The organism is Amycolatopsis sp. cmx-4-61 (assembly GCF_046548775.1).
Classification (GTDB): domain Bacteria; phylum Actinomycetota; class Actinomycetes; order Mycobacteriales; family Pseudonocardiaceae; genus Amycolatopsis.
On the sequence record NZ_JAEBEI010000030.1, the window covers coordinates 44,551 to 69,028 of the forward strand.

Here is a 24,478-nt window from a genome sequence, read left to right on the forward strand (position 1 = left end):
CCTCCCGCCGGCGGGTCAGGCCGGGACCGGCACCGCCTTGTTCTTCTCGGGGTTGACCAGCCACAGCAGCTGATCGATGCCCTCGGCGGTGGCGCTGACCGTGAGCAGGCCGTACACGGTGCCGCCCTGGCGGAGCACGGCGGCGGTCTGCCCGTTGGCCTGGGTCCACTCGATGTCGATGTCGTCCCAGAACCAGCTGGAGATCGCCTGCAGGAACTTCGCCACCCGGACGCGGCCCACGAGCGGACGGCGGGCGACGCCCTTGCGGCCGTTGCCGTCGGACAGGCTGGTCACGTCCGGGGTGAAGAGCCGCTCCAGTTCGGCCAGGTCGCCCGACCGGGCGGCGGCGAGGAACGTGGTGAGCAGTTCCCGCTGCTCGGCCGCGGGCACCGACGCGTGCCGCTCGCTCGTGAGGTGCTTGCGGGCCCGGCTGACCAGCTGGCGCACGGCGGCTTCGGTCGACGACAGGATGTCGGCGATCTGGGCGTAGGAGTAGTCGAAGGCTTCCCGCAGCACGTAGGCCGCGCGTTCGCCGGGGGTGAGCTTCTCCAGCAGCAGCAGGGTCGCGAACTCCAGCGCTTCCCCGCGTTCGGCGCCCAGGTACGGGTCGGCGGCGGTGTCGACCGGTTCGGGCAGCCACGGCCCGATGTAGGTCTCCCGGCGTTTCCGGGCCGACTGGAGGACGTTGATGGCCAGCCGGGTGGTGATCGTCGCCAAGAACGCTTCCGGGTTGGCCACCGTGGACCGGTCGTAGGTCTGCCAGCGCAGCCAGACCTCCTGCACCAGGTCCTCCGCCTCGGTGACGCTGCTGAGCATGCGGTAGGCGATCCCGAACAGGCGCGGCCGCGCGCTCGTGAAGGCGGCCGTGGCCGCCTCGAGATCGGCCAGGTCGCCGAGTTCGGCACTCATCCCGGAATCCGTCACCCCCCGACTCTACGACGTCGGCTCCCGGGGCCCCGGCCGCGCGGCCGAGGCCCCGGCAGCTCATTCGACGAGCTTGCCCGCGGTGGAGACCTCGCGCATGAGCGAAGCGATGCCCCCGGGAATCGGGGGAAGCTCTTCGCGCGCGACCCGCCCGCGTCCGGACCAGACGAGGTTCACCCGCAGCGACTCGTCGAGGTCCGGGTGGTCCGCGCGGTTGTGGCAGCCACGCGTCTCGCGGCGTTCGAGCGCCGATTCGAGCGTGGCCCGCGCGGCGAGCACCGCCGCCTTGAGGTCGAACGCGTGCGCCAGGTCCTGGAACCCTGCGATGTCGGGGTGGACGCCGACGTCCCGCATCCGGCTTTCCAGTTCGTGCAGCTCGGCCAGGCCGGTGCGCAGGCCGGTCTCGTCGCGGACCACTCCGGCGTGTTCGGTCATGGTGTTGCGCACCGTGCGCTGCAGGGCGCGCACGTTCTCCGGGCCGTCGGCGGCCAGCAGCTCGTCGACCTCGCCCCGGGCTTCCTCCGTCGCCGCCGGCGACCGCTGCTGCGCTCCCAGGTCGCGTGAGTAGCGCGCGGCGGCTTCACCGACGATGCGGCCGTAGACCAACAGCTCGATCAGGGAGTTGCCGCCGAGCCGGTTCGCGCCGTGCAGGCCGCTCGCCGCCTCGCCGAGGGCGTACAGGCCCTCGACGCCGGTGCCGTGGTCCTCCGGCCGGACCCAGACCCCGCCCATCGAGTAGTGCGCGGTGGGCGCGATCTCGATCGGTTCCCGGGTGATGTCGAGCATCTGCAGTTCGAGCAGGGTCTGGTAGACGCGGGGGAGCCGGCGCATGATCGTCTCCCTCGGCAGGTGCGAGACGTCGAGCCACACCCCGCCACCCGGTGTCCCGCGTCCCTCCTTGATCTCGGTGTAGGCCGCCAGCGCCACTCTGTCGCGAGTGGACAGTTCCATGCGGTCCGGGTCGTAGCCGGCCATGAACCGCTCGCCGAGCGCGTTGCGCAGCACCCCGCCTTCGCCGCGGGCTGCCTCCGAGACGAGCGTGCCCGCCGCGTTCTCCGGCGCGATGAGCCCAGAGGGATGGAACTGCACCAGCTCGGCATCCCGGATCCGGCCGCCGGCGAGCAGGGCGAGCCGGAAGGAGTCGCCGGTGTTCTCGTCCCGGCGGGACGACGTGCGGCGCCAGATGCGCGTGTGCCCGCCCGCGGCGAGGATCACCGCGTCGGCGTGGATCACGTACCTCGTCCCGTCCGCGACGTCGAATCCGTAGGCGCCGAAGACGACGTTGTCCCGCACCAGGATCCGCGTGATGTAGACGGTGTCCAGGACCGGGATACCGAGCTGCGCCGCCCGGTTGACCAGGGTCCGCTGGATCTCCAGTCCGGTGTAGTCACCGGCGAACGCGGTCCGGCGGTAGGTGTGCGCGCCGAAGAAGCGCTGGGAGATCTTCCCGTCGGCCTCCCGCGCGAAGGGCATTCCGTAGCGTTCGAGGTCCTCGATGCCCCGGGCGGCGTTCTCGGTGACGATCCGCACGGTCTCGGGATCGGCCAGCAGGTAGCTCTCCTTCAGCGTGTCCGCCGCGTGCTGCTGCCACGAGTCTTCCGGGTCCATCGTCGCCAGCGCCGCGTTGATGCCGCCCGCGGCGAGGGTGGTGTGCGCGTCCGACTTCGCCCGCTTGCCGGCCGCCAGGACGTCGACGCCGCGCTCGGCCAGCTCGATCGCGGCGCGCAGGCCGCCTCCGCCGGTCCCGATGACGAGGACCGACGTGGCGATCTGCTGCTCGGTGATGGTCACTTCGCCGGCGGCGGGTTGAGCGGGAGCCAGTCGGCGAACCGGGTCGCGGACAGCTGCGCGCCGGGGCCGGGCAGGAGCATGTCCTTGTCCAGCAGGGCACCGAAGTAGCGCGCGTCCGGGTCGGTGACGACCTCGCGGGGGTCACCGCGGAAGGCCAGCCCGGTGCGGATCAGCTCGTCGAGCCCGAACCGCTCCGGACCGGCGACCTCGACGGTGCCGTTCAGCGGCGCGCCGGCGGCGACCCGGCCGACCGCGGTGGCCACGTCTTCGGCGGCCATGGGCTGGATGCGCGCGTCCGACAGGCGCACGGTGTTCCCTTCGGTCGCCGCCTGGGCGATGCTCCCCACGAACTCGAAGAACTGCGTGGCGTGCACGATCGAGTACGGCCGCCCGGACTCCTTGATGAGCTTCTCCTGCGCGATCTTCGCGCGGAAGTAACCGCTTTCGGCGAGCCGCTCGGTGCCGACGACCGACAACGCCACGTGGTGCCCCACCCCGGCCTTCTCCTCGGCGGCGAGGAGGTTCCCGGTCGAGGTGCGGAAGAAGTCCAGCACGGCGTCGTCGGCGAACGACGGTGAGTTCGAGACGTCGACCAGGACCTGGGCGCCCTCCAGCACTTCGGCCAGCCCTTCGCCGGTCAGCGTGTTCACGCCCGAATCGGGTGACGCGGGGACCGCTTCGTGGCCGTGCGCGGCCAGCTTCCGGACGAGCTTCGAGCCGATCAGCCCGCTGCCGCCGATCACGACGATCTTCATGGTGTGCCTTTCCTCCCGCGTCCCGGCCGCTCCGGGACGTCGTTCGGCAGCAAGGACCGGACAGGCTCCCGGTTTGTGACAGCCCGGTTGTCACAAACCGCGACGGCGTCCTGTCTTGGCTGCCGACACCGACCCGACGAACCGGAGTACCGCATGGACACCCGTGGCGCCCACGCCATCGACACGATCGACGATCTCCGCCGCCACCTGCAGTGGGCGATCGAACTCGAGCACGCGACGATTCCGCCTTACCTGTGCGCGCTGTACTCGCTGGACCCGGCGCGCAACCCCGAAGCCACCCAGGTGGTGGGCACGGTCCTCGCCGAGGAGATGATCCACCTGGCCCTGGCCGCGAACCTGCTCAACGCCGTCGGTGGCTCGCCCGAGCTCGACACGCCGGACCTGTTGCCGCCGTACCCGCATCCCCTGCCCCACGGCGACCGGTCCGTGCACGTCGACCTGGCCCCGTTCGGCCCCGAGGCCCTGGAGCTGTTCCTGCGCATCGAGCAGCCCGCGTCGGCGGACGCGCCGCCGCAGAGCGACGAGTACCGGACGATCGGCCAGTTCTACGCCGCGATCGAGCAGGGGTTGCGCACGCTGTGCGACGAGCTGGGCGAAGAGCAGGTGTTCACCGGCGACCCGGCTCGGCAGATCGGCGAGTTCCACCTCCGCGGCGGAGGTGGCGAGGTGCTGCCGGTCCACGACCTGAAGTCCGCGTCGGCCGCCCTGGCGGAAATCGTCGAGCAGGGTGAAGGAGCCGCGCGTACGGACGTGTGGGACGGCGACCGCGACGTCTTCCACCCCGACCGCGAAGAGGTCGCGCACTACTTCCGGTTCCAGGAGCTGAAACTGGGCCGCCGCTACCGCACGGGCGACACCCCACAGTCCGGCCCGACCGGCGAGGAGATCGCGGTCGACCTCGACGGCGTGCTGCCGATGCGGCACAACCCACGGACCGCCGACTACCCGGAAGGCAACCCGGTCCGCGTCGCCCAGGAAGAGTTCAACCAGACCTACAGCCTGCTGCTCTACCAGCTGGAGGAGGCCTTCAACGGCAACCCGGGCGGGATGGCGGATGCCGTCGGCACGATGTTCGGGCTGCGCAAGCAGGGGCTGGCGCTGATGAAGATGCCCACCGGCGACGGGAAGACGACCGCGGGCCCGACGTTCGAGTACGTGCCACCCGAGCGGCGGAACTGAAGCGCGGGCCGTCGACCGTGGCGCGGGGCCGCTCCGAGGGCCGGGTCGGCTGTTCCGTACCAGCCCCGTCCCGTCGGCCGGCTCTGGTTCCCCTCCGGGCGGAGTAGTCCCAGGCGCAATGGGCCGCGAGCAGCGTTAGTAGGCGCTCTGCGGGGGAGCAGCATGGAGGAACCGGTCTGCGCGGGCTGCGGCGAGATGTCGCCTCGCCCGAAGAGGCGAGGGCGCCCAGCGACATACCTCGGGCGCTCCCGCGGCGGCCTGAGCACCAACAATCCGCCGCTGGTGCTCATCCGTCGAGCTGGCCGGCGGTTCGCGGTGTCAGGATCCCGTCCAGCATCACGTCGATGATCCATGCACTGCGCTCTTCGTGGCTGCCGCGGACGAAGATCGCCGACCCGAGGGCTTTCAGCGTCGGGTGCCGCTGGGGGTCGGCTGATTCGAGTGTGCCGACGAGGTCGCTGAGTTCCTGCTCGCCGCTTTCTCTGCGGCCATCCCACTCCGCGGCCGCTGCAGTGGAGTGCTGGAGCAGCAGATCGGTCGCTCGAGCCGCCGTCTCGGGCTCGGCTCCGGCCGACATCAACAGGCGCATCAGCAGCTCGATCAGGTCGAGGTAGTGCGGTCCGTCCGGCCACACGAACAAGGCGGACCGCGCGATGCCCGAATGGCTCGCCAACATCGTCGAATAGTCCGCGAGCACCCGGTGCAGACGTCCGCGCCACGGCTCGACACCGTCCCAGGACAGGTCCAGCGACGCGATCAGCCGATCGATCAGCAAGGAGTTCAGCTCAGTGGCGTTCTGCACATACACGTAGAGCGACGCCGGACCTGTGTCCAGCGCCGCAGCGACCTTCCGCATCGTCACCCCGTGGGCGCCGTCGGACGCGAGGATCGCCATTGCGGCGTCCACGATTCGGTCACGGGTCAACGCCGGCTTCGCGGGTCGCTCACGGCGACTGACCGGCATCCGTCGAGGCATGTGATCAGCGTAGCAGCCGACGAACTGGACCGTGACGAACGTGTTCGTTACGATCGCGTTTGTTCAAGTCGCCCCCTACCGAGGACGCCCTCAATGACTACTTCAACTGATCCGTTCCGGCCGCTGGCATCCAGACGAGCCATGGCGATGACGCTCGTCGTCGTCCTGCTCGCGGACGCCATGGACCTGATCGACGCGACCATCGCCAACGTCGCGGCGCCCTCCCTGGTCGCGGACCTCGGCGCCGGGCCGAGCCTGATCAAGTGGCTGGGCGCGTCTTACGCCCTCGCCCTGGGCTCGCTGCTGGTGCTCGGCGGCCGCATCGGCGACCGCTTCGGGCAACGCCGGACCTTCCTGGTCGGCCTCACCGGGTTCGTCCTCGCCTCGGCCGTGGCAGGCCTCGCCGTCGGCCCGGGCATGCTCATCGGCGCGCGAGTCGCCCAGGGAGCCTTCGGGGCGCTGCTCATCCCGCAGGGCATGGCGATCATCACCGCGACGTTCCCCAAGGACGCGGTCCGCAAGGCGTTCGGGCTCTTCGCCCCGATGCTGGGCATCTTCGCGGTCGCCGGCCCCCTTCTCGGCGGCATCCTCATCGACATCGACCTCTTCGGCCTGCAGTGGCGGCCCGTCTTCCTGATCAACGTCGTCCTCGGCGGTATGGCACTGGTGCTGGCTCTCCGCTTCCTGCCCGCAGTCGAAGCCGACCGAACCGTTCGCATCGACCTGGTCGCGAGCGGCCTGCTCGCCGTCTCGCTCTTCAGCTTCCTCTTCGGACTGATCACCGGCTCCGATCACGGTTGGGGAGCACCCGCGATCGGCGCCGCGGTGGCGGGGGTGGTTCTCTTCGCCGTCTTCTGCCGCCGTCAAGCCCGCAGCGATCAGCCGCTGCTGGCCCGCTCACTGCTGCGCAACCGCGGGTTCACCTCAGGGCTGGTGATGGGGTTGCTCGTGTTCGCCGCCTTCAGCGGCCTGATGTACGTGATCTCGTTGTTCTTCCAGCTGGGCCTCGGCTACTCACCGACCGGGACGTCGCTCAACCTGATCCCCCTCACGGCAGGCATCATGGGCGGCTCCGGGATCAGCACCGCACTCGCGCCCAAGCTCGGCCGCAACCTCGTCCTCGGCGGACTGCTCACCACCCTGACCGGCGCCGGACTCCTGCTGTTCGTGGTGAACGTGATCGGCGTGGACGCGACATGGTGGCACAACGCCATCGCGACGTTCGTCATCGGGCTGGGCGCCGGCATCTGCTTCAGCACCATCTTCACCTTCGCGCTCGGAGACGTGGAACCACACGAGGCCGGGGCCGCCAGCGGCTCGCTCAGCGCCGTCCAGCAGGTCGCCAACGGCGTCGGCTCCGCCACCGTCACCAGCGTCTTCCTCGCGGCGATCACCAGCGGCGGCAGCATCCCCGCCATGACGACGACGCTCCTGGTTGTCGCCGGTGTCATCGCCGCGTGCCTGGCGGCCGTGCCGCTCCTGCCTCGCGTCGCCGCCGACGTCGAGCACTAACCCACCCGCAAAAGGAGAAAGTCATGAGCAAGCTCGTCATCTTCGGCGCCAACGGCGCCACCGGCCACGCCATCGTCGAGCAGGCCCTCCACGCCGGCCACCACGTCCGCGCCGTCGTCCGCAACCCGGACACGTTCCGCCGGGTACCGGAAGAACTGCAGCCTGCACTGGAGATCGTCAAGGGCGATGTCCTCGATCACGATGACGTACACGCCGCGATACGCGGTCAAGACGCCGTCATCTCCGCGATCGGACCGTCCGGCACCCACTCGGGCGGTCTGTACTCCCGCAGCGCCCGCCACTTCGTCACCGCCATGGCCGCGGAAAACGTCGCCCGGATCGTCGTGCTCTCCTCCAGCGGCGTGCGACGCGGCGACCCGCACCACCCCCTGTGGTACCGCGCCCTAGCGCGCACCGTCATGCGCGAGCTCTACGGCGACATGGAAACCATGGAAAACATCCTCGAACGCAGCGAGCTGAGCTGGACGGCCGTCCGCCCCTCTCGGATCATCGACGAACCGGTGAGCGGCGGTTACCGGATCGGCGACAACGAGAACCCCGAGGGCGGCACCACGATCAACCGTAGCGACCTCGCCCGGTTCGTCCTGCAGGCCGCCACCGAGGACACGTGGTCACGACGACGTCCCACCCTCGCGCACTGACGGCGAAAGCGGGCACGGGCGTCACTCTCAGCGAGGCGGCACGCCGACTCATTCTGAACTGACCCCTAAGACGCCCTCGGCGGGTGGCGACCGAAGCGCTCGCAGGCTTGTCCGAGCGTCGTTCATCTGCAGTCCGGCCAAGGCGCAGGACAGGCCACGATGGTTGCGCGTGAACAGGACGGCGACACCGTGGATCAGCAGGACGAAGTTCGCGAGGCCCGCGGTGGGGAGCCCCAGCGCGCTCAGGCCGGTCAGCGTGGCGTACAGGGTCAAGCCACAGCCGGTCCGGAGAACGGTGCGGAATGTCGACGGCGTACCACCCTCCACTGTGGACGGCCGAAGCATCACGGCCTGTTGCCCGAGAGTCGCCCCCCGACAGGTCACCGGAACGAGCACGAACAGCAGCAAGCCGGGCAGCCAACTCGACACGGTTGCGTTCACGACGTTGTCCCAAGTGGTCACCCGCTGCGTCGGCGATGCAGAAAGCGACGTGGCCGACAGGACGGCGAAGACGGTGCCCAGCAACCAGAAAGACCAAACGTCGCACAGCATGCCCAGCCATCGACGAGACGTGGTGACCTCTCGCGGTTGGTCCGGTGGCTGTTGACTGTACTGGCCCGGCACCAGCCTGAGCACCGGCGCAAGCATGGCTCCGAGGGCGGCGCCGGCGCTGTTCGCGATCAAATCGTCCACATCGAAGTGCCGGTAAGCGCACGGGTAGAGAAACCACACGCCGGTCAGCTGGGTCAGCTCCACGAACGCGGACACGAGGAACCCGGCAGCGACGCAGTTCCGGATGCTCAGGTGGAACAGGTGTCGGAAGAACATCCCCAGCGGGACGAACAGCGCGACGTTGAACATCCGCACCTGCAGGGCGGGATTCCGAAACACTCCCGTGGCACCGTGCAGATCAAGGCGACGCTGCTCCCGCACCATGTCGGCGACGAACTGGAACGGCCGCCATTGTGCCCCGTAACCGTATCTGCTGCAAAAGTCGGGAGTCAGCTCAGGCAGGGGCAGCAACGTGTACGTGATGACCGCCACGGCGGAGACGAGCGCCGCGAAGGACAGAGCAGTGTGGCCGAGGCCGAGCTGACCCCGTCGTCGGTACTGTCGCGCGATGTAGGGAAGGAACAGAAGCACGCTCAACGCACATGCCGCGACGACTGCGGCGGCTGCCGGTGTCAATCGGTCAGGCACCGCGGCCGCTTCGGTCAGGGGTGGGGGACAGTTGAGTCCGGTCCTCGTCGGCGACGCGCCGCAACCTCATCGCCCGTCTCCGAAACGCTCGTCCGCCGGCAACGTCACTTGACACGTGACCGGATGGCCGGCCGTGGACGCCAGTTGGTGACTGAGTACTTTTTCTTTCGCCGGGCCCAGCTCTTGGTCCAGCACGATCCGGCAACCGGCCACCGCGTCCACAGCCGGGGTCACGACCACTCGAGCTGAGCGGCCCGCTCCGACGATCGTCGTCTGGCTCCACGGCGTGCTGACTTTGTCGACCGTCTCGGTCACCGGTTCGGCATCTCGATCGCCGTCCGGCGAGTGTGCGTAGTCGATTTTCTGCACGCTGCCGGAATTGGCGGTCACCTGGTAGGTGATGGCGTAGGAGTCGATCAGGCGAGTCCGAAAAGCGCGGCAGCCGACCGCTCCCGCGAAGAACAGTGCCGCGACAACGGCTATTGCCAAGATGACTTTTCCGGCGGACATCGGAACATCCTCCTCTCTCTCGCGTCGGCAAGATTCTTCGTTGCCACGGTAGGCACGACGACATTGCATCGCGAGTCGACCACGTCAATGGGCACTCATGTAGGTGAATAGCTGGCTCCGAACGAATCGAAGGCAGCACCTCCTTGTCTGCGAACCGGCGGAGGGCGAGTGCCCGCAGCCGCACCGCGAGCTCTGACGAGCGGTGCTGTTGCGGTTCACGCGATCGGCTCGCGCCGCCCTCCGCGGAGGACGCTCCCGAGCCCGGTACCGAACTGGCTCGCACCAGGTTCCCTGCGGCGGCCCGCTGATGCGTCGCAGCGGGTGAGTTCACCCGATCGAGCGCTGGTCGCGCACCGTGGGACAGGTGTCCCTGACGGCGCATCGAAGCCGTTCGATCGACGGCCGCACCTGCTTGTGGCAGCTCCGGGGCGACCGGCTCCCGGCCGGATCGCCATCGCTCGGTGACCGTTCTGCCAGCGATTCGGCGACGATCGATATTCTAAAATGTCATAAAGTATTTTCGCGCCACTCTTTGGTGCGAACTCCTTACGCGTCCACGCGTTGGACAAAAACTCCATGCTACGGTCGAGCGCGAACGGTTGAACTTGCCGAACGGATTCGATTCCCGTAATCCCGTGAGTACGCAAGAAGCGCTCGCGAGGATAGCTCATTGATCGACAGGAAAGGTGCGCAGCATGACCAGTTTCCGGAAGACGGGTGCACGAGTTCTGGCATTCGTGGCCGTCGGAGTCGTCGGCCTGACTACGCTGAACGGTGCAGCGACGGCAGCCGGCGGCGACTCCCTGACCTTTTCCCCGGCAGCGGGCAAGCCGGGCGACAAGGTGACTGTGAAAGTTTCCTGTGCCGACGGCTGGACGGCTCGTGCGATCGGTGCGACCGGCCAAGACCCACTCGGCATTTCCGGCTTGGCGAAGAGCGAGTTCTCCGGGAAAGTCCAATCGAATGCCGCCGACGGCAAGTACACGTACTACGCGACCTGCGAGGGTGACAACTCCAGCGGCAATGAGTCCCGTCGGGTGAACGCTGTCTTCACGGTGAACCGCGGCACCTCCGCGAAGCCCAGCCACCCGTCGACGAAGCCGGAGGTCGCGAAGAAGCCGCAGGGTGGCGTCGAAACGGGCGGCGGCGGTACGGCCGTCGAGGCAGCGGTGCGGTGAGTGCACGAATCGGGGTGTCCGACGCGACGGTCTGTGCGTCGCGTCGGACACTCTTGTTCGCACGTACGCGGCGGACCGGCTGGTGGACACGGCTTGCGGCGATCGTCGTCGTCGGCGCGCTCGCCGCTTGCGGTGGTCCGGTGGGGGGCCGGCCCCCGGCGTCGGTTTCCGGCACCTCGCTGGTCTCGCCATCGGGCCCCGGCTCTCTGCCGGTGTCACCGTCGAATGCCGGTTCCGCGCCGGCCTCGCCATCGGGTCTGGCGCGTTCGGAGCCGACGCGGGTGCAGATTCCCAAGATCGGCGCTCAGTCGTCGCTAGTGGCAGTGGGGCTGCAGGCCGATGGGTCGCTGGAGGTGCCGCCGGTCGAGAATCCGGGTCAGGCGGCGTGGTGGAGTGGCGGGCCCACCCCGGGGGAGGTAGGGCCGGCGGTGATCTTGGGCCATGTGGACGGCATGCGGAAGCCGGGGGTTTTCTTCCGGTTGAAGGAACTTCGTCCTGGTGACGACGTCGTTGTCGCACGGCGTGATGGACGCGAATTGCACTTCCGGGTGACCCGCACGACCGCGGTGGCCAAGAATCATTTCCCCACCGATGAAGTGTATGGGGATACTGCTGGTCCGGAGTTGCGGGTCATCACGTGCGGCGGCAAGTTCGACCGGAAAGCGCATAGTTACGTCGACAACATTGTCGTCTATGCTGCGCTGGATCATTGACCCCGGCGATGGCGAGACGTCGGGCCCCGGCCGGGGCTGTGAGTGACGCATCCGTGACGTCCGTGCCCTGCGCCGGCCCGAGAAGTGGCGCACTATTCACTCCGTGGAAACTCGCGATCGCGGAACATCTCGCCTGGCTGAATTTTCAGGCGGAAGCGCGGCTGATCGGGAATGTTGAGCCGTCCTGCGCGAGCCGTCATCTTGGGCGAGATTGCGCGCGGGCACGATCCCCGAGAGAGCTGGCTCGGGAACGCCGGACCCTTCGCCCATATCGACTTCGGCTACGGCGCAGATGCTGGCGAGTACGGCCGCCTCCGCGCGATTCGCGGCACCCAATTTGCTCAGCAGGTGCGAAACATGCGCTTTTGCGCTCGATTCTGATATATGCATCTCCTTGGCGATCTGTGCATTGCTGCGACCGCGACCCAGCAAAGAGAGTACGGCAACCTCCTGAGCCGGGAGGTTGCGCAGTACGCCCTGATCGTAACAGTCTATTGCGGTCGTTATTCTGGAGGCCATCGAAGATATAGCAGCCGAACAGTCGGAGTTGGCATAGAACCCCGAGCCGCGCGCCGCCTCTACCGCTGCCTGCATGTCGACGACCCCGGAGTTGTGACTCAGCACGGCAGCAACGCCGATACTTGTTGCTCGAAGGACGGCTTCCGGCTGCGGAGCATTGATCAGGACTATCAAGCGCAAATGTGAGACAAGGCACGTTTCTGCAAACTGCTGAACTTCAGCAAGCTGTACTCCCGGACCCAAAACAGCGATCGTGCAGGACGCCTTTTCTCCCTCGGTAAGTTCGTCCACTGCCGGGACGTGCGCGCTGACTTCACTTCCGATACAGGTTTTCAGCATGCCGCAAAGGCCGAAGCGCACGACCGGGTTCGGCTCCACCACGACTACAGATTCACTCACAACGACTCTCGGCGATCACTTGGCAACAAGGGGAAGTGCGCTGGGGGCGAAGGCCACCCTGAGTTCTCACCGGTGACACCTTTGGTCATTCGTGGACATCCGTTCGACGGTAAGCTCCAGGCTTGTGGCCACCGTATTTGACCGCTGGCAAGGCTGCCACTGCAGGGCATGGGGCCGGTCGGTATCTTTCGGGGAGGCTCACCGCCGGTTGTCACGTTCTGTAAAAAGAGTGACCACTTATGCGCAAGCTTCAATGACCGGGCCGTGGATAGGGGAGTACGCCGTGATGACTCTGCGTTGTTGCACCGCACAAAGGTGTGCACATGCCGACGCCTATCTGATCAGCTAGTCCGACTGTGTGCGCGGCCCTGCGCTCACCACTCGATGCTCGCTCGGTTCCCGGCGCGGGGAAAGCGCAGGCTGATCGCACGGGAGTCAAGCAGCCGGCTCACGTGCTCACAGGCGGTGTAGAAGCCTCCGCCGAATCCGCTGCCGGGACTCGCCGACCGACGCACGGCCGCGCTCAAGGTCGTCAGTTCGCTCCGGAGGACCGACCGGACCGACCGGTTCGTCACCACAAGATCACCGGGCGCCCGGAGTGCGCCGGTCAAGTCCGCGATCTCGGTCTGGACCTCGCCGATGTGCGCTTGGGCGACGCCGAGGGACTTCTGGGCCACCGAGGTGGTCACCGATGCCAATCGTACGGCCGCTTCGGCGCTTTCCGTCGGCCGACCACCGCGCAGCCAGCTTGACAGCAATTCGGTGACGCCTGCTGCGGCTGTTTCGGGATCGGGCAGTTCGATATCGTGGTCGTAGGGCTGCAGCAGATAGTCCGGGACGCGCGCGGGGGGTAGCGGAGAAGATCCGAGTCGCTCGGACAGGTGATGCCGACGTCCCGCAAGCAGTCCCGCGGCGTACCCTTGGCCGAATTCGCTACTGCCCAGCCGGGGCAGGTTCATGATCTGCACGTCGACGGAATGCAGGGCGACCTGGCCGGTGAACCTCCGAAGCTGATCAGCCACCGACAGCGCTTGCTCGTACACGGCGACCAGACGCTGGGCTTCCACCCACTCAGGCTGGTTGTCGAGAATCGCTTCGGCCAGCATCCGGTAATGGGATTGCTGCGAAGCTTGGATATACGAATCTTCTGACAGCGCTTCGGTGAGCCGATTCAGCCACGTCACGTCGATGTCCCTCATCCGGGCAGCAGGGGGGTGTCGGGGAGCTCGAGCCATTCGAGGTCCATCGGCACCAGCGTCGTCGAAAGCACCAGCTCCCGCAGCAGGTTCACGGTCAAGGTCAGTCCCACCGGTTCGCCCACCTCCTCCCGTCGCAGCCCGTGCACCCCGGCGTCGGAAAGCCGTTGCCGGACCCGGGAGACGAGGTGCTCGACGCGTTTGACCGTCCAGTTCTCGCGAGGCCGTCGTTCGGCGAGCTCGGCGGCCGCCTGCTGCCGGGACAGCGGCAGCGGGTGGGGGTCGTAGCCGAGGTAACGCTGCCCGAGCACCGCCAGCACGAGGTGCTCCTCCGGGGACAGCCGCCAGCGTTTCGGCGGTGCCGTCGGGTGCGTGGGGCGACGCGTGGCGCCATCGGGCTCGCCGTCGGAGACGAGCAGCTCCAGCACGTGCTCGCGAGCGCCGCGCAGGAACAGCGCGGTGTAGCCGTCGGCCAGTGGCAGCGGTTCGCTGTCGCGGTGCAGCAGGACGTTGTCGGACAGCCGGATCGGTGAGCGGCCGGTGTTGCTGAGCCACCAGCGGTCCCCCTCGCGCACGAGCAGCCCGTGGACCCGGCTGATCCGCACGTCTTCCTCGCCGACGCAGACGTCGACCTCCAGCCGGTTGCGCCCGAAGGTCAGCCGGTTGCCGGGCGACGGCGGCACCGCGACGCCGCCGGTGACGGCGAGGGCGCTCAACGTACCCGGCACGCTTCCGTCGACGCCGTGACGCAGGCTGCGCCGCCGGTGCGGGTCGAGGCGTTCGGTGGTCACGGCCACCTCCGTTCGTAGGCGCCGATGTCGAAGCCCGCGCCGGCGGGCCGGGCGACGCCGTCGAGATCGAAGGGCGGGGCGCATTCGGGGCTGCCGGCGTCGATCGCGGCCGAACCTTTGGCGAGGTGGTAGTCACCGCGGGCGGAATCGGCGAATTCCGGGTTTCCGGCGAAGTTGTGGTCGGCGGCGAACGGGCCGGGGGCGACGGGTCCGTCCCCGAACACGTTGTTCCGCAGGATGTTCGTCCCGGTGAACCGGTCGGCGTCGATGAGCAGCGAGCCGCGGGCATTGCCGGCGAAGGTGTTGTTGACGATCGTCAGGTCCCGCATGGTTCCGCTCGACTCGGCCCAGAGGCTCAGCCCGGCCTGCGCGTTACCGGTGGACAGGTTGTCGAAGACCCGGACCTTCGACAGCAGCCGGCTTTCCGAGTAGTCCTCGACGGCGAGCCCGATCCCGGCCTTGGTCGCCTCGCGGGTGGCGCCGACGACGTTGGCGTAGACGTCCACAGTGGACGAGGAGTCGACGTAGATGTCCGGCCCGCGGTTGCCGGTGACGATGTTGTGGTGGACCTTCACCCGGGCCTCGTCGTCGTACTTGACATCGATGCCTTCCTCGCCGTTGTCGTGCACGCGGCAGCCGGACACCTCGACGTCCGACGAGCCGGAGGCGATGCTGAGCGCTTCGTGGTCGGCCGCGGTGCCGCGCGCGTTGGTGCCGCGGATGTCGCAGCCGGTGATCCGGACCCGCCGGGTGCCGACCAGCACGAGGCCGCCGTCGCGGGAGCCGTCGACGCCGAACCGGTCGAACACGAGGTCGTGCGCGCCGTCGGCGTACACGCCGAAGCGGGTCGAGCCGGACACGGTCACGTCGGTGAACTCCAGCCAGCCGTGACTGCCGACGGCCAGGCCGCCGGCGCCCGCCAGCACGGCGGAGCCGCCGATGGCGGCGAACCGGATCGGGCGGCCGGGGGCGCCGTCACGGCGGATGGTCAGCCCGCCCGGGTACGTGCCGGCCTCGATCGCGACCGTGTCCCCCGGCCGGGCGAGGTCGGCCGCGGCCTGCACCGTGGCGTACTTCCCGTGCGGGCCGACCCGCCAGGTCCGCGGCACCGTTCCGGCAGCCCCCTCGACTGCCGGACCGGCCACGGCCACCGCCAGGACGGCCACACCGGCCAGCACCCGTATCGCCACTTTCCCGTCCCGTCTCCTCCGGCCCGCGAACCCGGCCTCGGCCCTCCCTTTCTAGCCGGGACCGCCGGGGACCGGTCCCCGGTTCACGGCAGCCGGCGGACGAGGACGTCCGCCAGCGATCGCGCGGTCGCGCACAGCGCGTCCCCGCCGGCGGCCGAGGTGTCCTCGACGGTGACCACGACGACTTCCTCCCGGGTCTGCGGAGTGCCCTTCAGCACCGGCAGGTCCGGGGTGTAGGTGCGGTGCACGACCTTGACGGCGCACTCCGGGTGCCCACCGGGCACCGGCGCCACGACGGCACTGCGGTTCCCGATGCGGATCCGGTCGCCCGGCACGTCCTCGTCCGCCTCGATCGGCCATTCCCGGCTGTACTCGACGGTGATCGTGCGTGGATCGTGCTCCCAGGTGCAGTCCCAGCCACCGAACCCGCGGTCCGGTTTCTTGACCTGGCCCAGCACGCCCGACGTCGTGGCGTCGTCGAGCAGTCCGCAGGCGTCGACGCGCGCCAGTGACCGGTCCGGGAACGGCTGAGTGCGCCGCGGCAGGGGACCGTTCGCGAGCGTGGCCAGCACGCCGGACAGCACCGACTCCGAGTAGGAGCACACCGGCGCGTCCTTCGCGTCCGTTACCGCACGCGAGGTGACGACGATCCGGTTGGCGTCGGCCAGCGAGATGGCGCGTTCACAGGAGCCGTCGTGGGCCTCGGGGTACTCGATTTCGCCCATCTTGCCGGGGACCGGCGGCCGGGGCGGGTACCGCAGCGGGCCGGTCAGATCGAGCCGGGTCTGCACCTGCCCGGCCTTCGCGCGCAGCGTGGTCGTGACGACGCAGGTGCCGAAGTTCAGCACCTCCGGGTCCACGAACGGCTCCCCGAACCCGGTGAGCGAGTTGAGCGCGATCGCCGCGCACGGGTCCGTCGCGGCCGGGTCGGCGCCGAGGGTGTTCGCCCCGGCCGGGGCGCTGCCGGTGGTGGTCCACAGCGGCCGGGCGAGGACGAACCCGGCCACCAGCGCGGCCACCGCCGCCACCGCGGCGCCGGCGAGCAGCTGCCGGCGGAGCCGGCGTCGCGACCGCCGGGGCGCGGGCGCGTCCGCCGTGAGCAGCGTGACCGCTTCGGCGGCGGCGGGCCGATCGGCCGGGTGCCGGGCCATGAGCGCGGTGAGCACCGGCGCCAGCCGCCCGGCGCGCTCGGCGGGGGCGAACCGCCCGGCGGCGGCGCGGCGCATCTGCGCGAACGGGCCGTCCTCGCCCGAGCCCCACGGCGACCGGCCTTCGATCGCGGCGTAGAGGGTGGCCCCCAGGGAGAAAACGTCCGAGGCGGGCCCGGCTTCGGCGCCGTCGGCCACCTCCGGCGCGACGTACCCGAGCGTGCCGGTGAGCTGGGCGCCGCCGGTGCGGGTGACCTCGGTCCAGCGGGCGATGCCCAGGTCGGTCAGTTTGGCGACGTCGTCCGCGGTCACCAGGACGTTGCCCGGCTTGACGTCGCGGTGGACGATGCCGCGGGCGTGCATGTCCGCGAGCGCCGCGGCGAGCTGCGCGCCGATCCGCCGGACCCGGTCCTCGGGCAGCGGGCCCCCGTCGTCCACGAGGTCTTCGAGGCTCCGGGCGGCCAAGTACTCCGTGACCAGCCACTGCGCGTCCCCGTCGACGACGGTGTCGAACACGGTGACGACGTTCGAGTGCAGCAGCCCGGCGCCGATCCGCGCCTCACGGCGAATCTGCCCGGCGTCCTCGCCCAGGGCCCGCTTGAGCGTCACCTGACGGCCGAGCTCGAGATCGACCGCCCGCCAGACAACGCCCATGCCACCCCGGCCGAGCTCCTCCTCCAACCGGTAACGGTTGGCCACGACCCTCCCCTTAGCCACCCCGGGAGTGTACGAAATCGCGTGTCGGACCGCTAACGGCGCGTCACCTGGGGGCGTGTGGCCGGGGACCAGTCCCGGACTCGAGAGCAACGGCCGCGAGGCCCGTCCTCGGGACCGGTCCCGAGGATCCCGCCCGATACTGCGGACGCGTCACGCAGCACAGGGGAGTCGTGAGGGGAACCGTGGCCAAGCCAGGCGAGTATCCGCAGGTGCGTCTGGCCTGCATCCGCGGCGAACAGCGCCGTGAGTACCTCGTCAGGTACACGACCATCGTCCGGTACTCGCTGAGCGACATCCCGGTTCCGCGGCCCGCCACCGGCTTCCTCGAAGCCACGGTGAGCTGCGGCTGGTGCGAGAGCCGACTGCCGGTGCGGGTGTTCAGCCCCGCCAGGCGCCGGCGGCGGAAGCTGGCTTGGTTCGGGTTGTTCCTGCTGGGGGCGGTGATCGCCACGCCGTCGGCCATCCGCCTGATGGCCCTGGACGCGCTCGGCGGAGCACCCCCGCTCCGCTACGTGCTGCCGCTGCTGGCCACCGTATCCGGTCTCGGCGCGGCGGTCGCAGGAGCCATGTTCTTCTTCACCGAAGACGGAGTCCGGCTCGCTTCGCTTTGGGGGGACGCCGGCCACCGTCTCCGGCGGTGGTGACGGAGACGGTGGAATCGGCATCCCCGCGTCCCGCTTGGCCGGCGGGCGCGTTAGGTCAATTGAACGGACTTCACTTCGGGTGCTTCGTGTAACGCTTGGCGGGTTTCCGCGACTGGTGCAGTGGCGCTGACGTACGGCGCGACGGGGGAGGTGTTGTGGCAGCCCAGCTCTACGGCCGGACGATGGAGCCGAAACTGGTGCGGCAGCTGCTGCTCCGGCCGGAGAACGGCCCTGCCGGGTATCTGCCGGCGGTGGTGTTCGAGGGCGGCGCGAGAATGGGCAAGACCGCCCTGCTGAATGAGCTGGCACGCGGATGGGCGGGAAAAATCCCCTATTCCTACCTCGACGTCGCGGCGGTCGAAGACCACCTCGGCGACGAGGCCATTCCCGAGTTGCTCGCCGCGATCGCCGTACAGCTTTCCCGGCGCTGCCCGATTTACGGGTCGCTGCGGTTCGACCGGCTGGTCATCGGCTTGCAGGCCGCTGCGCTGAACCTGGACGGTGATGATCCCGGCGGTGCGCGCCGGCAGGTCGAAGGCATGCTGAATCAACGGCTCGGGCTCGCCACCCTCAAGCGAGTGCTCAGCGGGGTGGCCCAGCAGGCCTTGAAGCAGGTGCCCACACCGGTCGAGGCGCCGGGCAACCTGGTGGAACTGGCGGTGGACGCCGCCGTCGACGGGATCGCCGAACGGCTGCTGACGCGGAATGCGCTCGGCCGGGCACGCAGCTGGTACGGCCACCGCGATCGGCACGAACCGCTCGATCCGGTCGGCCAGCTGATCGACCTCAACACCGCGCTGAGGCACCCGGCGCTGGCCGATGCCGGGGGCCAGTCCGACGAGCTGCTGTGCGATGCCTTGCTCGCCGACTTGCGCGACAACTTCCGCACGGCCCGGCGCGCGGGCGAGTGGGCGGTCAACTGCCTGGTGCTGCTGGACAATCTCGATTGCGCGCTCGGAACGGCGTTCCTGCGCGCCATGGCGTCCGTGCGCACGCTGGACGCCGACGCCGGGGTCGATCTGCCCGCTCCGCTGGTGATCGCCGGGACCAGCCGCGGAACTCTGCTGGCCGCGCTGCCACCCGCGGAGCGCGCCACGATCCTCGAACTGACCGGCCTGAGGGACGTGCCGCACGCGGACGGCGACCACCGGCTCTGGGCCCGGCGCACGCTGCCGCCCTTGTCGGTGGACGAGACCCGGAAACTGGTCGCCACCCTGCCGGAACCCCGCCGGCATCCTCGCCTCGCCAGCACCGTCCACCTCATCACGGGCGGGCACCCGGGTGCTGCGACGTTCCTCATCGACGTCGTCGCCTCACCCGCGGGCCGCGATGTCGATCCCGAAGACCTGCTGGATCTGCCCCACTCGCGGGCGACGGTCCAGCAGGCGCTGGCCGAGTACCTGTTCGCCGGACTCGGCGAGGAGGAGATCGACACCCTCATCACCTGCTCGGCGGCACGGGACCTCCAGGACGGACGGCGGCTGCTCACCCGCGTCACCGACCGCGCCGGTGACGTCGTCCTGCCGCTGGACATGTGGGATCGCACCGCCGCCACCACGACGACCACCGTGTTGCGTGCCGTGCTGCTGCGCAGGTTGGCGGCCCGCGACGACGATCACCCGTGGAACTGGCGCCGCACCCACGAACTGCTCGCGAACGTGCCCTGGCCCGGCGACGACGCCGGGTCGGCGCGGAGGTTGCACCACACCCTGGCTCTGGGAAAGGTGCGGCCGGTGCTGGACGAGCTCGCTCAGCGCCTTGCCGCCCTGCCGTTGCCGGAATGGCTGGCCCTGCTGGTGAACGTGGCCGCCGCCCCGTCGTGCGGCGTCCGCGGCGCGGCACCCACCGGCAGCTGGCCGGCGTTCCTGCCGCCGCTGCTGCACCGGCTGTGGACGGCGGCCGATCCGCTGTCCTGCGCGAACCGCCGTGCTCTGCACCTGCGCATCGCCGGTGGCCTCGAGGAGGTGGCGAAGCATCTCGACGACACCTGTGACGAGCTGACCGATCTGATCGACTTCCACCAGACGACCGCGCGCCGCTGGCGCCCCGCCCGCACACGGCCCGCCGCGAACCCGGGCCTGCGGGCCGCCACCGGCGAAGGAGCTTCGTGACCGAGACCGATTACAGCTACCCGCAGCGCCCGGAGACCCGTACGCGAGGCCGACGCCGCCTGCTGGTCCTGGCCGCAATCGTCGTCCTGCTGCTGGGTGGCGGCACCTGGTGGCTCGTCGATCACCTGGCCGACGAGGCCGCGGAATGTCCCGGCACCCCCGGACAGGCCGGCGACGGGCACACCTTGTCCCGGCGGGCCGGCGACGGCCAATGCATCGGCTGGCTCGTCGACCTGCCCTACGCGTTCGGTTCCGACGACACCGCCATGTCGGCCGTGGTGAAAAAGATCGTCGAAGAGAACCAGCGGGTGGCCCGCTCCGGCGAGCCCTACGTGCGGGTGGCCGTGATGATGCCGATGACCGCGAAGCCGGACAGCAAGCTCGCCGCCGGCCCGATCGTGCATGCCCTCGAAGGCGCCTACACCGCCCAAGCCCGCACCAACGGCGGCATCACCGCCTACGGTGACCCCAAGCCGCTGGTTCAGCTGGTTCTGGCCAACGTCGGCGCCGACCAGGCATCCTGGCCGGACGTGGTCACCGAGCTGGGTGACCTCACGACCGGTGATCACCCGCTGGTCGCGGTCACCGGCATGGGTGTCAGCGTGCCGCAGACCCGCGACGCCGCGAAGCAGCTCAACGCCCGCTGGCACCTGCCCAGCATCGGCAGCGTCCTCACCTCGGACGACATGACCACTCGCGAAACCGGCATCGCGAACGACAAGCCGGGGCTGTTCAAGGTCTCACCCTCCAACCACGCCTACGTCGAAGCGCTGGCCGGCAGCCTCGGCACGGTGACGACGGGATTCCTCGTCCGGGACCGCAACCACGACAACTACGTGCAGACCCTCGGCGCGGCGTTCGTCGACGTCTTCAGCAGCCTTTCGCTCAACAACCACCAAGCCTGGTTCAACGGCAGTACTCCACCCAGCACGGGCTCGACCGGGCTGTTCCAGGACGCGGTGAACTCGATCAGCATCGAGGACCCGTCGGTCGTCTTCTACGCCGGCCGCGACGCCGACCTCCCGCGCCTGGTCCGCAGCCTCAAGTTCCGCCGCGGTCCTTCCGCCGGCCGGCAGCTCGTGCTCGCCACCGGGATCACCGGCCTGGTCATCACGCCGGGAGACCAGCCGGGGGCCGACGCGGAACCCCTGAACACCCAGGATCTCCTCGACGCCAAGGTGACCATCGTCGCGGCATCGTCGACCGATCCCGAGGGCTGGGCCGAGGGCATCGCCGCTCCGGCGCAGTACAACGCCTTCGTGTCCGCCTTCACCACCGGCTCAGCCGGTTTTCCGAAAGCGGACCTGGCCGACGGTTACGCGATCATGCACCACGACGCGGTCGCCGCCGCCGTCACCGCGATCCACTCGGTGTACAGCCAGAAACAGGCTCTCCCCGGGCCGGCGGACATCCGCGACCAGCTCACCGCCTACCGCGACACACCCATCCGAGGAGCCGCCGGCGACTTCTACTGGACGGAACAGCAACCAGCCAACGACCTTTGGCCCGTCGGAAGGCCCGTTCCCGTCCTCACCTTCCCCACAGCGACACACCAAAGCGCTCCCTACAGGACGCAGTGCCAGACACTCGGCGATCCGCAACAGCTCGATCACTACCGTCTCGACCACTGCGCCGGCTGACTCGCCCGACCGGGGGAGGCGAAGAAGGCCCGTCCACCGGGCCGGGCAGCTATTCCCCGTTCTGGGAAGTCGAGTACGGCGCGGTAGCGAGCACTGCCCTTGCGGACGTGCTCGAGTGCCTCGTCGATCCGAGCTGCGGGGGTCTACAAAGGAGGCCGGAAGAATGATGATCAGCACTCGGAGGGCCAGAAGCGGCCGGTCGGAGAAGCGGGGCATGGGACCCCACTGAAGGAGATGGCCGGGAAGGTCTACAAAGGAGGCCGGAAGAGTGCTGATCAGCACGCGGAAGGCGAGAAGCGGCCGCCGACAAGATCCGGCACTGGACCTGGGAGGGCTGAGGCAACTTCACAGGTGATGCCCGTCTGCGCCAGTCGGGTGGTGATGAGGGGTCACTATCGCGGCGAGCGGCAGAGACGCGAAGCCTGGTTCGGCAGCAACCGCGGACCAGGACGGATCCGCTACGTCTCTCCAGTCATCTGCTACGAAGAGGCGGCAACCTTGATCGAGCAGGTGTTGCGTCTCCCGCCCTATGTCGATGCCATAGGGGCATTGATTGGTCGCGTGTGCGGGTGCGTCGGTCATGACCAGCACCGTTCTGGGGCCGACATCGATTACCAGCTCTCGGCAGCGCTGCATCGCGTCCTCAAGAGCCTCTTCGACGTCTCCACCGTTTGCCTCCGGAAGCTCCTCCGCAGCGACGAGGGCATCCGCGAGGTGCGGGAATGGCCCGAGGGAACGGACGAGGAAGGGCTCATTACGGTTATGGTCGGTGTAGGCGATGACGCGGAACTCATCGTATGCAGCGTCGAGAACGCCGTTGAGCAGCAACTCGCGTGCCCCCGCCAGCCGGCCGGTCATGCTCTTAGTTCGGTCCACGACCAGTACCAGCCCGTTCACCGGACCTCGCGCCGTTGCGCCCGGCGGGGTGGTCGCCACGCGAAGGCTTTCAGTGAAGGCGGACGGGATATTGCCCGGTCGAAATTGATCGGCAAGTCGGATCTTCGCCCAGACGGTGCCGTACTCGTCTTCGGGATTACTGCGTTGGCGGTAGTCGCAGTGGTTGACCACCCAAGTCACGTCCGCTCGGAGGCCGACCGCGTAGCGATCAGCCACTGACAAAGCTGCCTGCGACTGCACTTTCCCGTCGCGGCGTCCGCGCACCATCTTGACGCGATCCTTGGCCTCGACGACGACCAAGTCCCGGCTGTGCGGGGGTGGAGTGGACACTGTTACATCCGGTGTCAGCACGCCATTGACAGTCTCTCGCCTGGGTTCACGCCACACATCCAACTTGAGGGCCGGTATCTTGCCGTGCACCAAGTGGCAGGCCGGCTCGTTAGTGGACCCCTTGGACAGCGTCCATATCCCGTCGGCGCCGGGCGCGCCGATCAGATGCGGTACCCAGCCATTTTGTTCACAGGCGTCGATCGTGGCGAAGAGCACCCACACTTCGTAGAGCAGTTGTCTACGCCGCCAAAGCGGAAGGTTCAGGAACTCTTGGACCGATTCGAGTAGCTCGGTGAGCTCGACGCTTCCGATGGGCTGGAAGACCCCAGAGGCGAGCCAGTCCGCTGCCTCCTGGCTCGCTTCGGTCAAGGTGGTCAACCATCGCGTGAGTGCGGCAGGCTCGGAAAGGAGTTCGCGCTCGAGCTGACGGCGAGATCGAGAACTCCAGCGGCCCAGACGCCACCCTGCGACGAATCCCGCCAGGGCGCCGACTGTCGTCCCATAGCTGTCCGATTGCGGCACGAAGACCGGCTGGAGCCCATCGTCGAGTCCGAGTCCGGAGTGATCCTCGATTTCGGTGATGAGGATCCGCGAGGTGCGAAATCGCCGGACCTCGCGGATGGCCTCGTCCGCGACCCAGCCGGGGACATCGCCTGCGAACAGCTCGTGAATGACGTCTAGGGTGTCGCTCGGCAGCACATCGAGGTGAGTCATATGGGCTCTTACCAGCCACTGGGCAACCGTGACCAGTCGTTCGCCGGCCGCCGCCGCGGCTGCTGAAGCACCAGCAGCCGCTTCCCAAGCAGCCGAACCGGCCGCGCGGGCCGAGATCTCGGGACCAACCCAGGCGAGAGCCAGCAAGCCGTCCAGGAGACGTATCCCGCCTTCCGGGCGCAACGGCCACGTTCCGTAAAATTCGCCGTTGTCGTTGCCGACGAACGACTGGAGTGCGGCGTGGTCGATCCGGCCGAACTCGACGGCTGTGAGCTGTCGTTCGAGTTTTCGTATCCGTTCGATGAATTCCGGACTGATGACCAGCTGGTCTTCGTCCACGTCCGCCCGCTGAAAGCGGAAGGTGTCATTGGTTCCGGTGGTCGTCGTGGCGTGCCGAGCCAGGTGACGGTAGACATCGTCGATCATGGCCACGAATCGGCCGCCGCATCGCACGACCTCGTTGAGTAGCGCGCCCGCTGTCGGCGCGGCGCCTGCGAGCTGCCGCGCGGCAGCTTCCCGGACAGCCTCGGTGCGGTCGCGAGTTTGGCGGCTTATGCTGCGGTCCAAAGCGGCGAAGTTCAAGCCGAATGCCGCGAACAGGTCGTCGATGACGTCCCGCTCGTTCTTTCCGGTCCCCACTTCCAGGGCTTCGACGACCAACGCGGCCAAATTCCTCCGGTTTGCTTCGTCGCTCATGAATCAAGGATATACGTTGCCGTGTCCGGGCTGTGCGCTCGGGGAAGCCGGACTTGCCTGGTGGA

Annotated in this window: 20 protein-coding genes; 8 read left to right on the plus strand and 12 right to left on the minus strand. The window is 68.8% G+C overall.

All coding sequences use genetic code 11. The features are described 5' to 3' along the window. Window positions 1-15: 15 nt before the first annotated feature. From ACLJOU_RS43730 to ACLJOU_RS43740, 3 genes are all read right to left on the minus strand, one after another. Window positions 16-909, minus strand: coding sequence for an RNA polymerase sigma-70 factor (locus ACLJOU_RS43730; RefSeq protein WP_410575186.1), 894 nt, complete (start codon window positions 907-909; stop codon window positions 16-18). Between the two features lie 75 nt (window positions 910-984). Beyond that, complete coding sequence (locus tag ACLJOU_RS43735) at window positions 985-2,715, minus strand: L-aspartate oxidase (protein ID WP_410575187.1); 1,731 nt, start codon at window positions 2,713-2,715, stop codon at window positions 985-987. Further along, a complete protein-coding gene (locus ACLJOU_RS43740) occupies window positions 2,712-3,470 on the minus strand; it encodes an SDR family oxidoreductase (protein ID WP_410575188.1) in 759 nt (252 codons plus the stop codon). Before ACLJOU_RS43740 ends, ACLJOU_RS43735 begins: the two co-directional genes overlap by 4 nt. Window positions 3,471-3,623: 153 nt before the next feature. Here ACLJOU_RS43740 and ACLJOU_RS43745 point away from each other — a divergent pair, with 153 nt between their 5' ends. Continuing rightward, window positions 3,624-4,670, plus strand: coding sequence for a ferritin-like domain-containing protein (locus tag ACLJOU_RS43745; RefSeq protein ID WP_410575189.1), 1,047 nt, complete (start codon window positions 3,624-3,626; stop codon window positions 4,668-4,670). A 286-nt stretch (window positions 4,671-4,956) separates the two neighbouring features. Here the strand turns inward: ACLJOU_RS43745 and ACLJOU_RS43750 are convergent, their stop codons facing one another. Further along, on the minus strand, window positions 4,957-5,646 hold the full coding sequence (locus ACLJOU_RS43750) for a TetR/AcrR family transcriptional regulator (protein ID WP_410575190.1): 690 nt from the start codon (window positions 5,644-5,646) through the stop codon (window positions 4,957-4,959). Window positions 5,647-5,793: 147 nt separating this feature from the next. On the opposite strand from ACLJOU_RS43750, the gene ACLJOU_RS43755 reads away from it, so the two are divergent. Together ACLJOU_RS43755 and ACLJOU_RS43760 are read left to right on the plus strand one after the other, a co-directional pair. Further along, on the plus strand, window positions 5,794-7,158 hold the full coding sequence (locus ACLJOU_RS43755) for an MFS transporter (protein WP_410575191.1): 1,365 nt from the start codon (window positions 5,794-5,796) through the stop codon (window positions 7,156-7,158). 23 nt (window positions 7,159-7,181) lie between these two features. After that, the gene (locus tag ACLJOU_RS43760) at window positions 7,182-7,820 is read left to right on the plus strand and encodes an NAD(P)-dependent oxidoreductase (protein WP_410575192.1); all 639 of its coding nucleotides are present in this window, start codon (window positions 7,182-7,184) and stop codon (window positions 7,818-7,820) included. Between the two features lie 48 nt (window positions 7,821-7,868). Here the strand turns inward: ACLJOU_RS43760 and ACLJOU_RS43765 are convergent, their stop codons facing one another. Together ACLJOU_RS43765 and ACLJOU_RS43770 are read right to left on the minus strand one after the other, a co-directional pair. Beyond that, window positions 7,869-8,963, minus strand: a complete 1,095-nt coding sequence (locus ACLJOU_RS43765) for a VanZ family protein (protein ID WP_410575231.1) — start codon at window positions 8,961-8,963, stop codon at window positions 7,869-7,871. A 123-nt stretch (window positions 8,964-9,086) separates the two neighbouring features. Further along, window positions 9,087-9,530 (minus strand): MmpS family transport accessory protein, encoded by a 444-nt coding sequence (locus ACLJOU_RS43770; RefSeq protein ID WP_410575193.1) that lies wholly within the window; start codon window positions 9,528-9,530, stop codon window positions 9,087-9,089. A 695-nt stretch (window positions 9,531-10,225) separates the two neighbouring features. Between ACLJOU_RS43770 and ACLJOU_RS43775 the strand changes: the two genes are divergently transcribed. Together ACLJOU_RS43775 and ACLJOU_RS43780 are read left to right on the plus strand one after the other, a co-directional pair. Continuing rightward, window positions 10,226-10,708 carry a hypothetical protein gene (locus tag ACLJOU_RS43775; RefSeq protein WP_410575194.1) on the plus strand — a complete coding sequence of 161 codons (483 nt, stop codon included), beginning with the start codon at window positions 10,226-10,228 and terminating at the stop codon, window positions 10,706-10,708. A gap of 53 nt (window positions 10,709-10,761) precedes the next feature. Beyond that, window positions 10,762-11,421, plus strand: coding sequence for a class F sortase (locus ACLJOU_RS43780; RefSeq protein WP_410575232.1), 660 nt, complete (start codon window positions 10,762-10,764; stop codon window positions 11,419-11,421). A 96-nt stretch (window positions 11,422-11,517) separates the two neighbouring features. Here ACLJOU_RS43780 and ACLJOU_RS43785 read toward each other — a convergent pair whose 3' ends face one another. The 5 genes from ACLJOU_RS43785 to ACLJOU_RS43805 form a co-directional block, all read right to left on the minus strand. Next, window positions 11,518-12,321 (minus strand): response regulator transcription factor, encoded by an 804-nt coding sequence (locus tag ACLJOU_RS43785; protein ID WP_410575195.1) that lies wholly within the window; start codon window positions 12,319-12,321, stop codon window positions 11,518-11,520. A 392-nt stretch (window positions 12,322-12,713) separates the two neighbouring features. Next, entirely contained in the window at window positions 12,714-13,538 is an 825-nt protein-coding gene (locus ACLJOU_RS43790; protein WP_410575196.1) for a hypothetical protein, read from the minus strand. Beyond that, on the minus strand, window positions 13,535-14,326 hold the full coding sequence (locus ACLJOU_RS43795) for an FHA domain-containing protein (protein WP_410575197.1): 792 nt from the start codon (window positions 14,324-14,326) through the stop codon (window positions 13,535-13,537). The genes ACLJOU_RS43790 and ACLJOU_RS43795 overlap by 4 nt, the downstream gene beginning before the upstream one ends. Then, window positions 14,323-15,516: a right-handed parallel beta-helix repeat-containing protein gene (locus tag ACLJOU_RS43800; RefSeq protein WP_410575198.1), complete on the minus strand. Its 1,194-nt coding sequence runs from the start codon at window positions 15,514-15,516 to the stop codon at window positions 14,323-14,325. The genes ACLJOU_RS43795 and ACLJOU_RS43800 overlap by 4 nt, the downstream gene beginning before the upstream one ends. A gap of 83 nt (window positions 15,517-15,599) precedes the next feature. Next, window positions 15,600-17,381: a serine/threonine-protein kinase gene (locus ACLJOU_RS43805; protein WP_410575199.1), complete on the minus strand. Its 1,782-nt coding sequence runs from the start codon at window positions 17,379-17,381 to the stop codon at window positions 15,600-15,602. A gap of 170 nt (window positions 17,382-17,551) precedes the next feature. On the opposite strand from ACLJOU_RS43805, the gene ACLJOU_RS43810 reads away from it, so the two are divergent. The 3 genes from ACLJOU_RS43810 (at window position 17,552) to ACLJOU_RS43820 (ending at window position 21,776) form a co-directional block, all read left to right on the plus strand. Then, complete coding sequence (locus ACLJOU_RS43810; protein WP_410575200.1) at window positions 17,552-18,025, plus strand: hypothetical protein; 474 nt, start codon at window positions 17,552-17,554, stop codon at window positions 18,023-18,025. Between the two features lie 155 nt (window positions 18,026-18,180). After that, window positions 18,181-20,136 (plus strand): hypothetical protein, encoded by a 1,956-nt coding sequence (locus tag ACLJOU_RS43815; protein ID WP_410575201.1) that lies wholly within the window; start codon window positions 18,181-18,183, stop codon window positions 20,134-20,136. Next, on the plus strand, window positions 20,133-21,776 hold the full coding sequence (locus tag ACLJOU_RS43820) for a hypothetical protein (RefSeq protein WP_410575202.1): 1,644 nt from the start codon (window positions 20,133-20,135) through the stop codon (window positions 21,774-21,776). The genes ACLJOU_RS43815 and ACLJOU_RS43820 overlap by 4 nt, the downstream gene beginning before the upstream one ends. Window positions 21,777-22,121: 345 nt before the next feature. Here the strand turns inward: ACLJOU_RS43820 and ACLJOU_RS43825 are convergent, their stop codons facing one another. Beyond that, window positions 22,122-24,413, minus strand: coding sequence for a hypothetical protein (locus ACLJOU_RS43825; RefSeq protein ID WP_410575203.1), 2,292 nt, complete (start codon window positions 24,411-24,413; stop codon window positions 22,122-22,124). Window positions 24,414-24,478 lie beyond the last annotated feature (65 nt).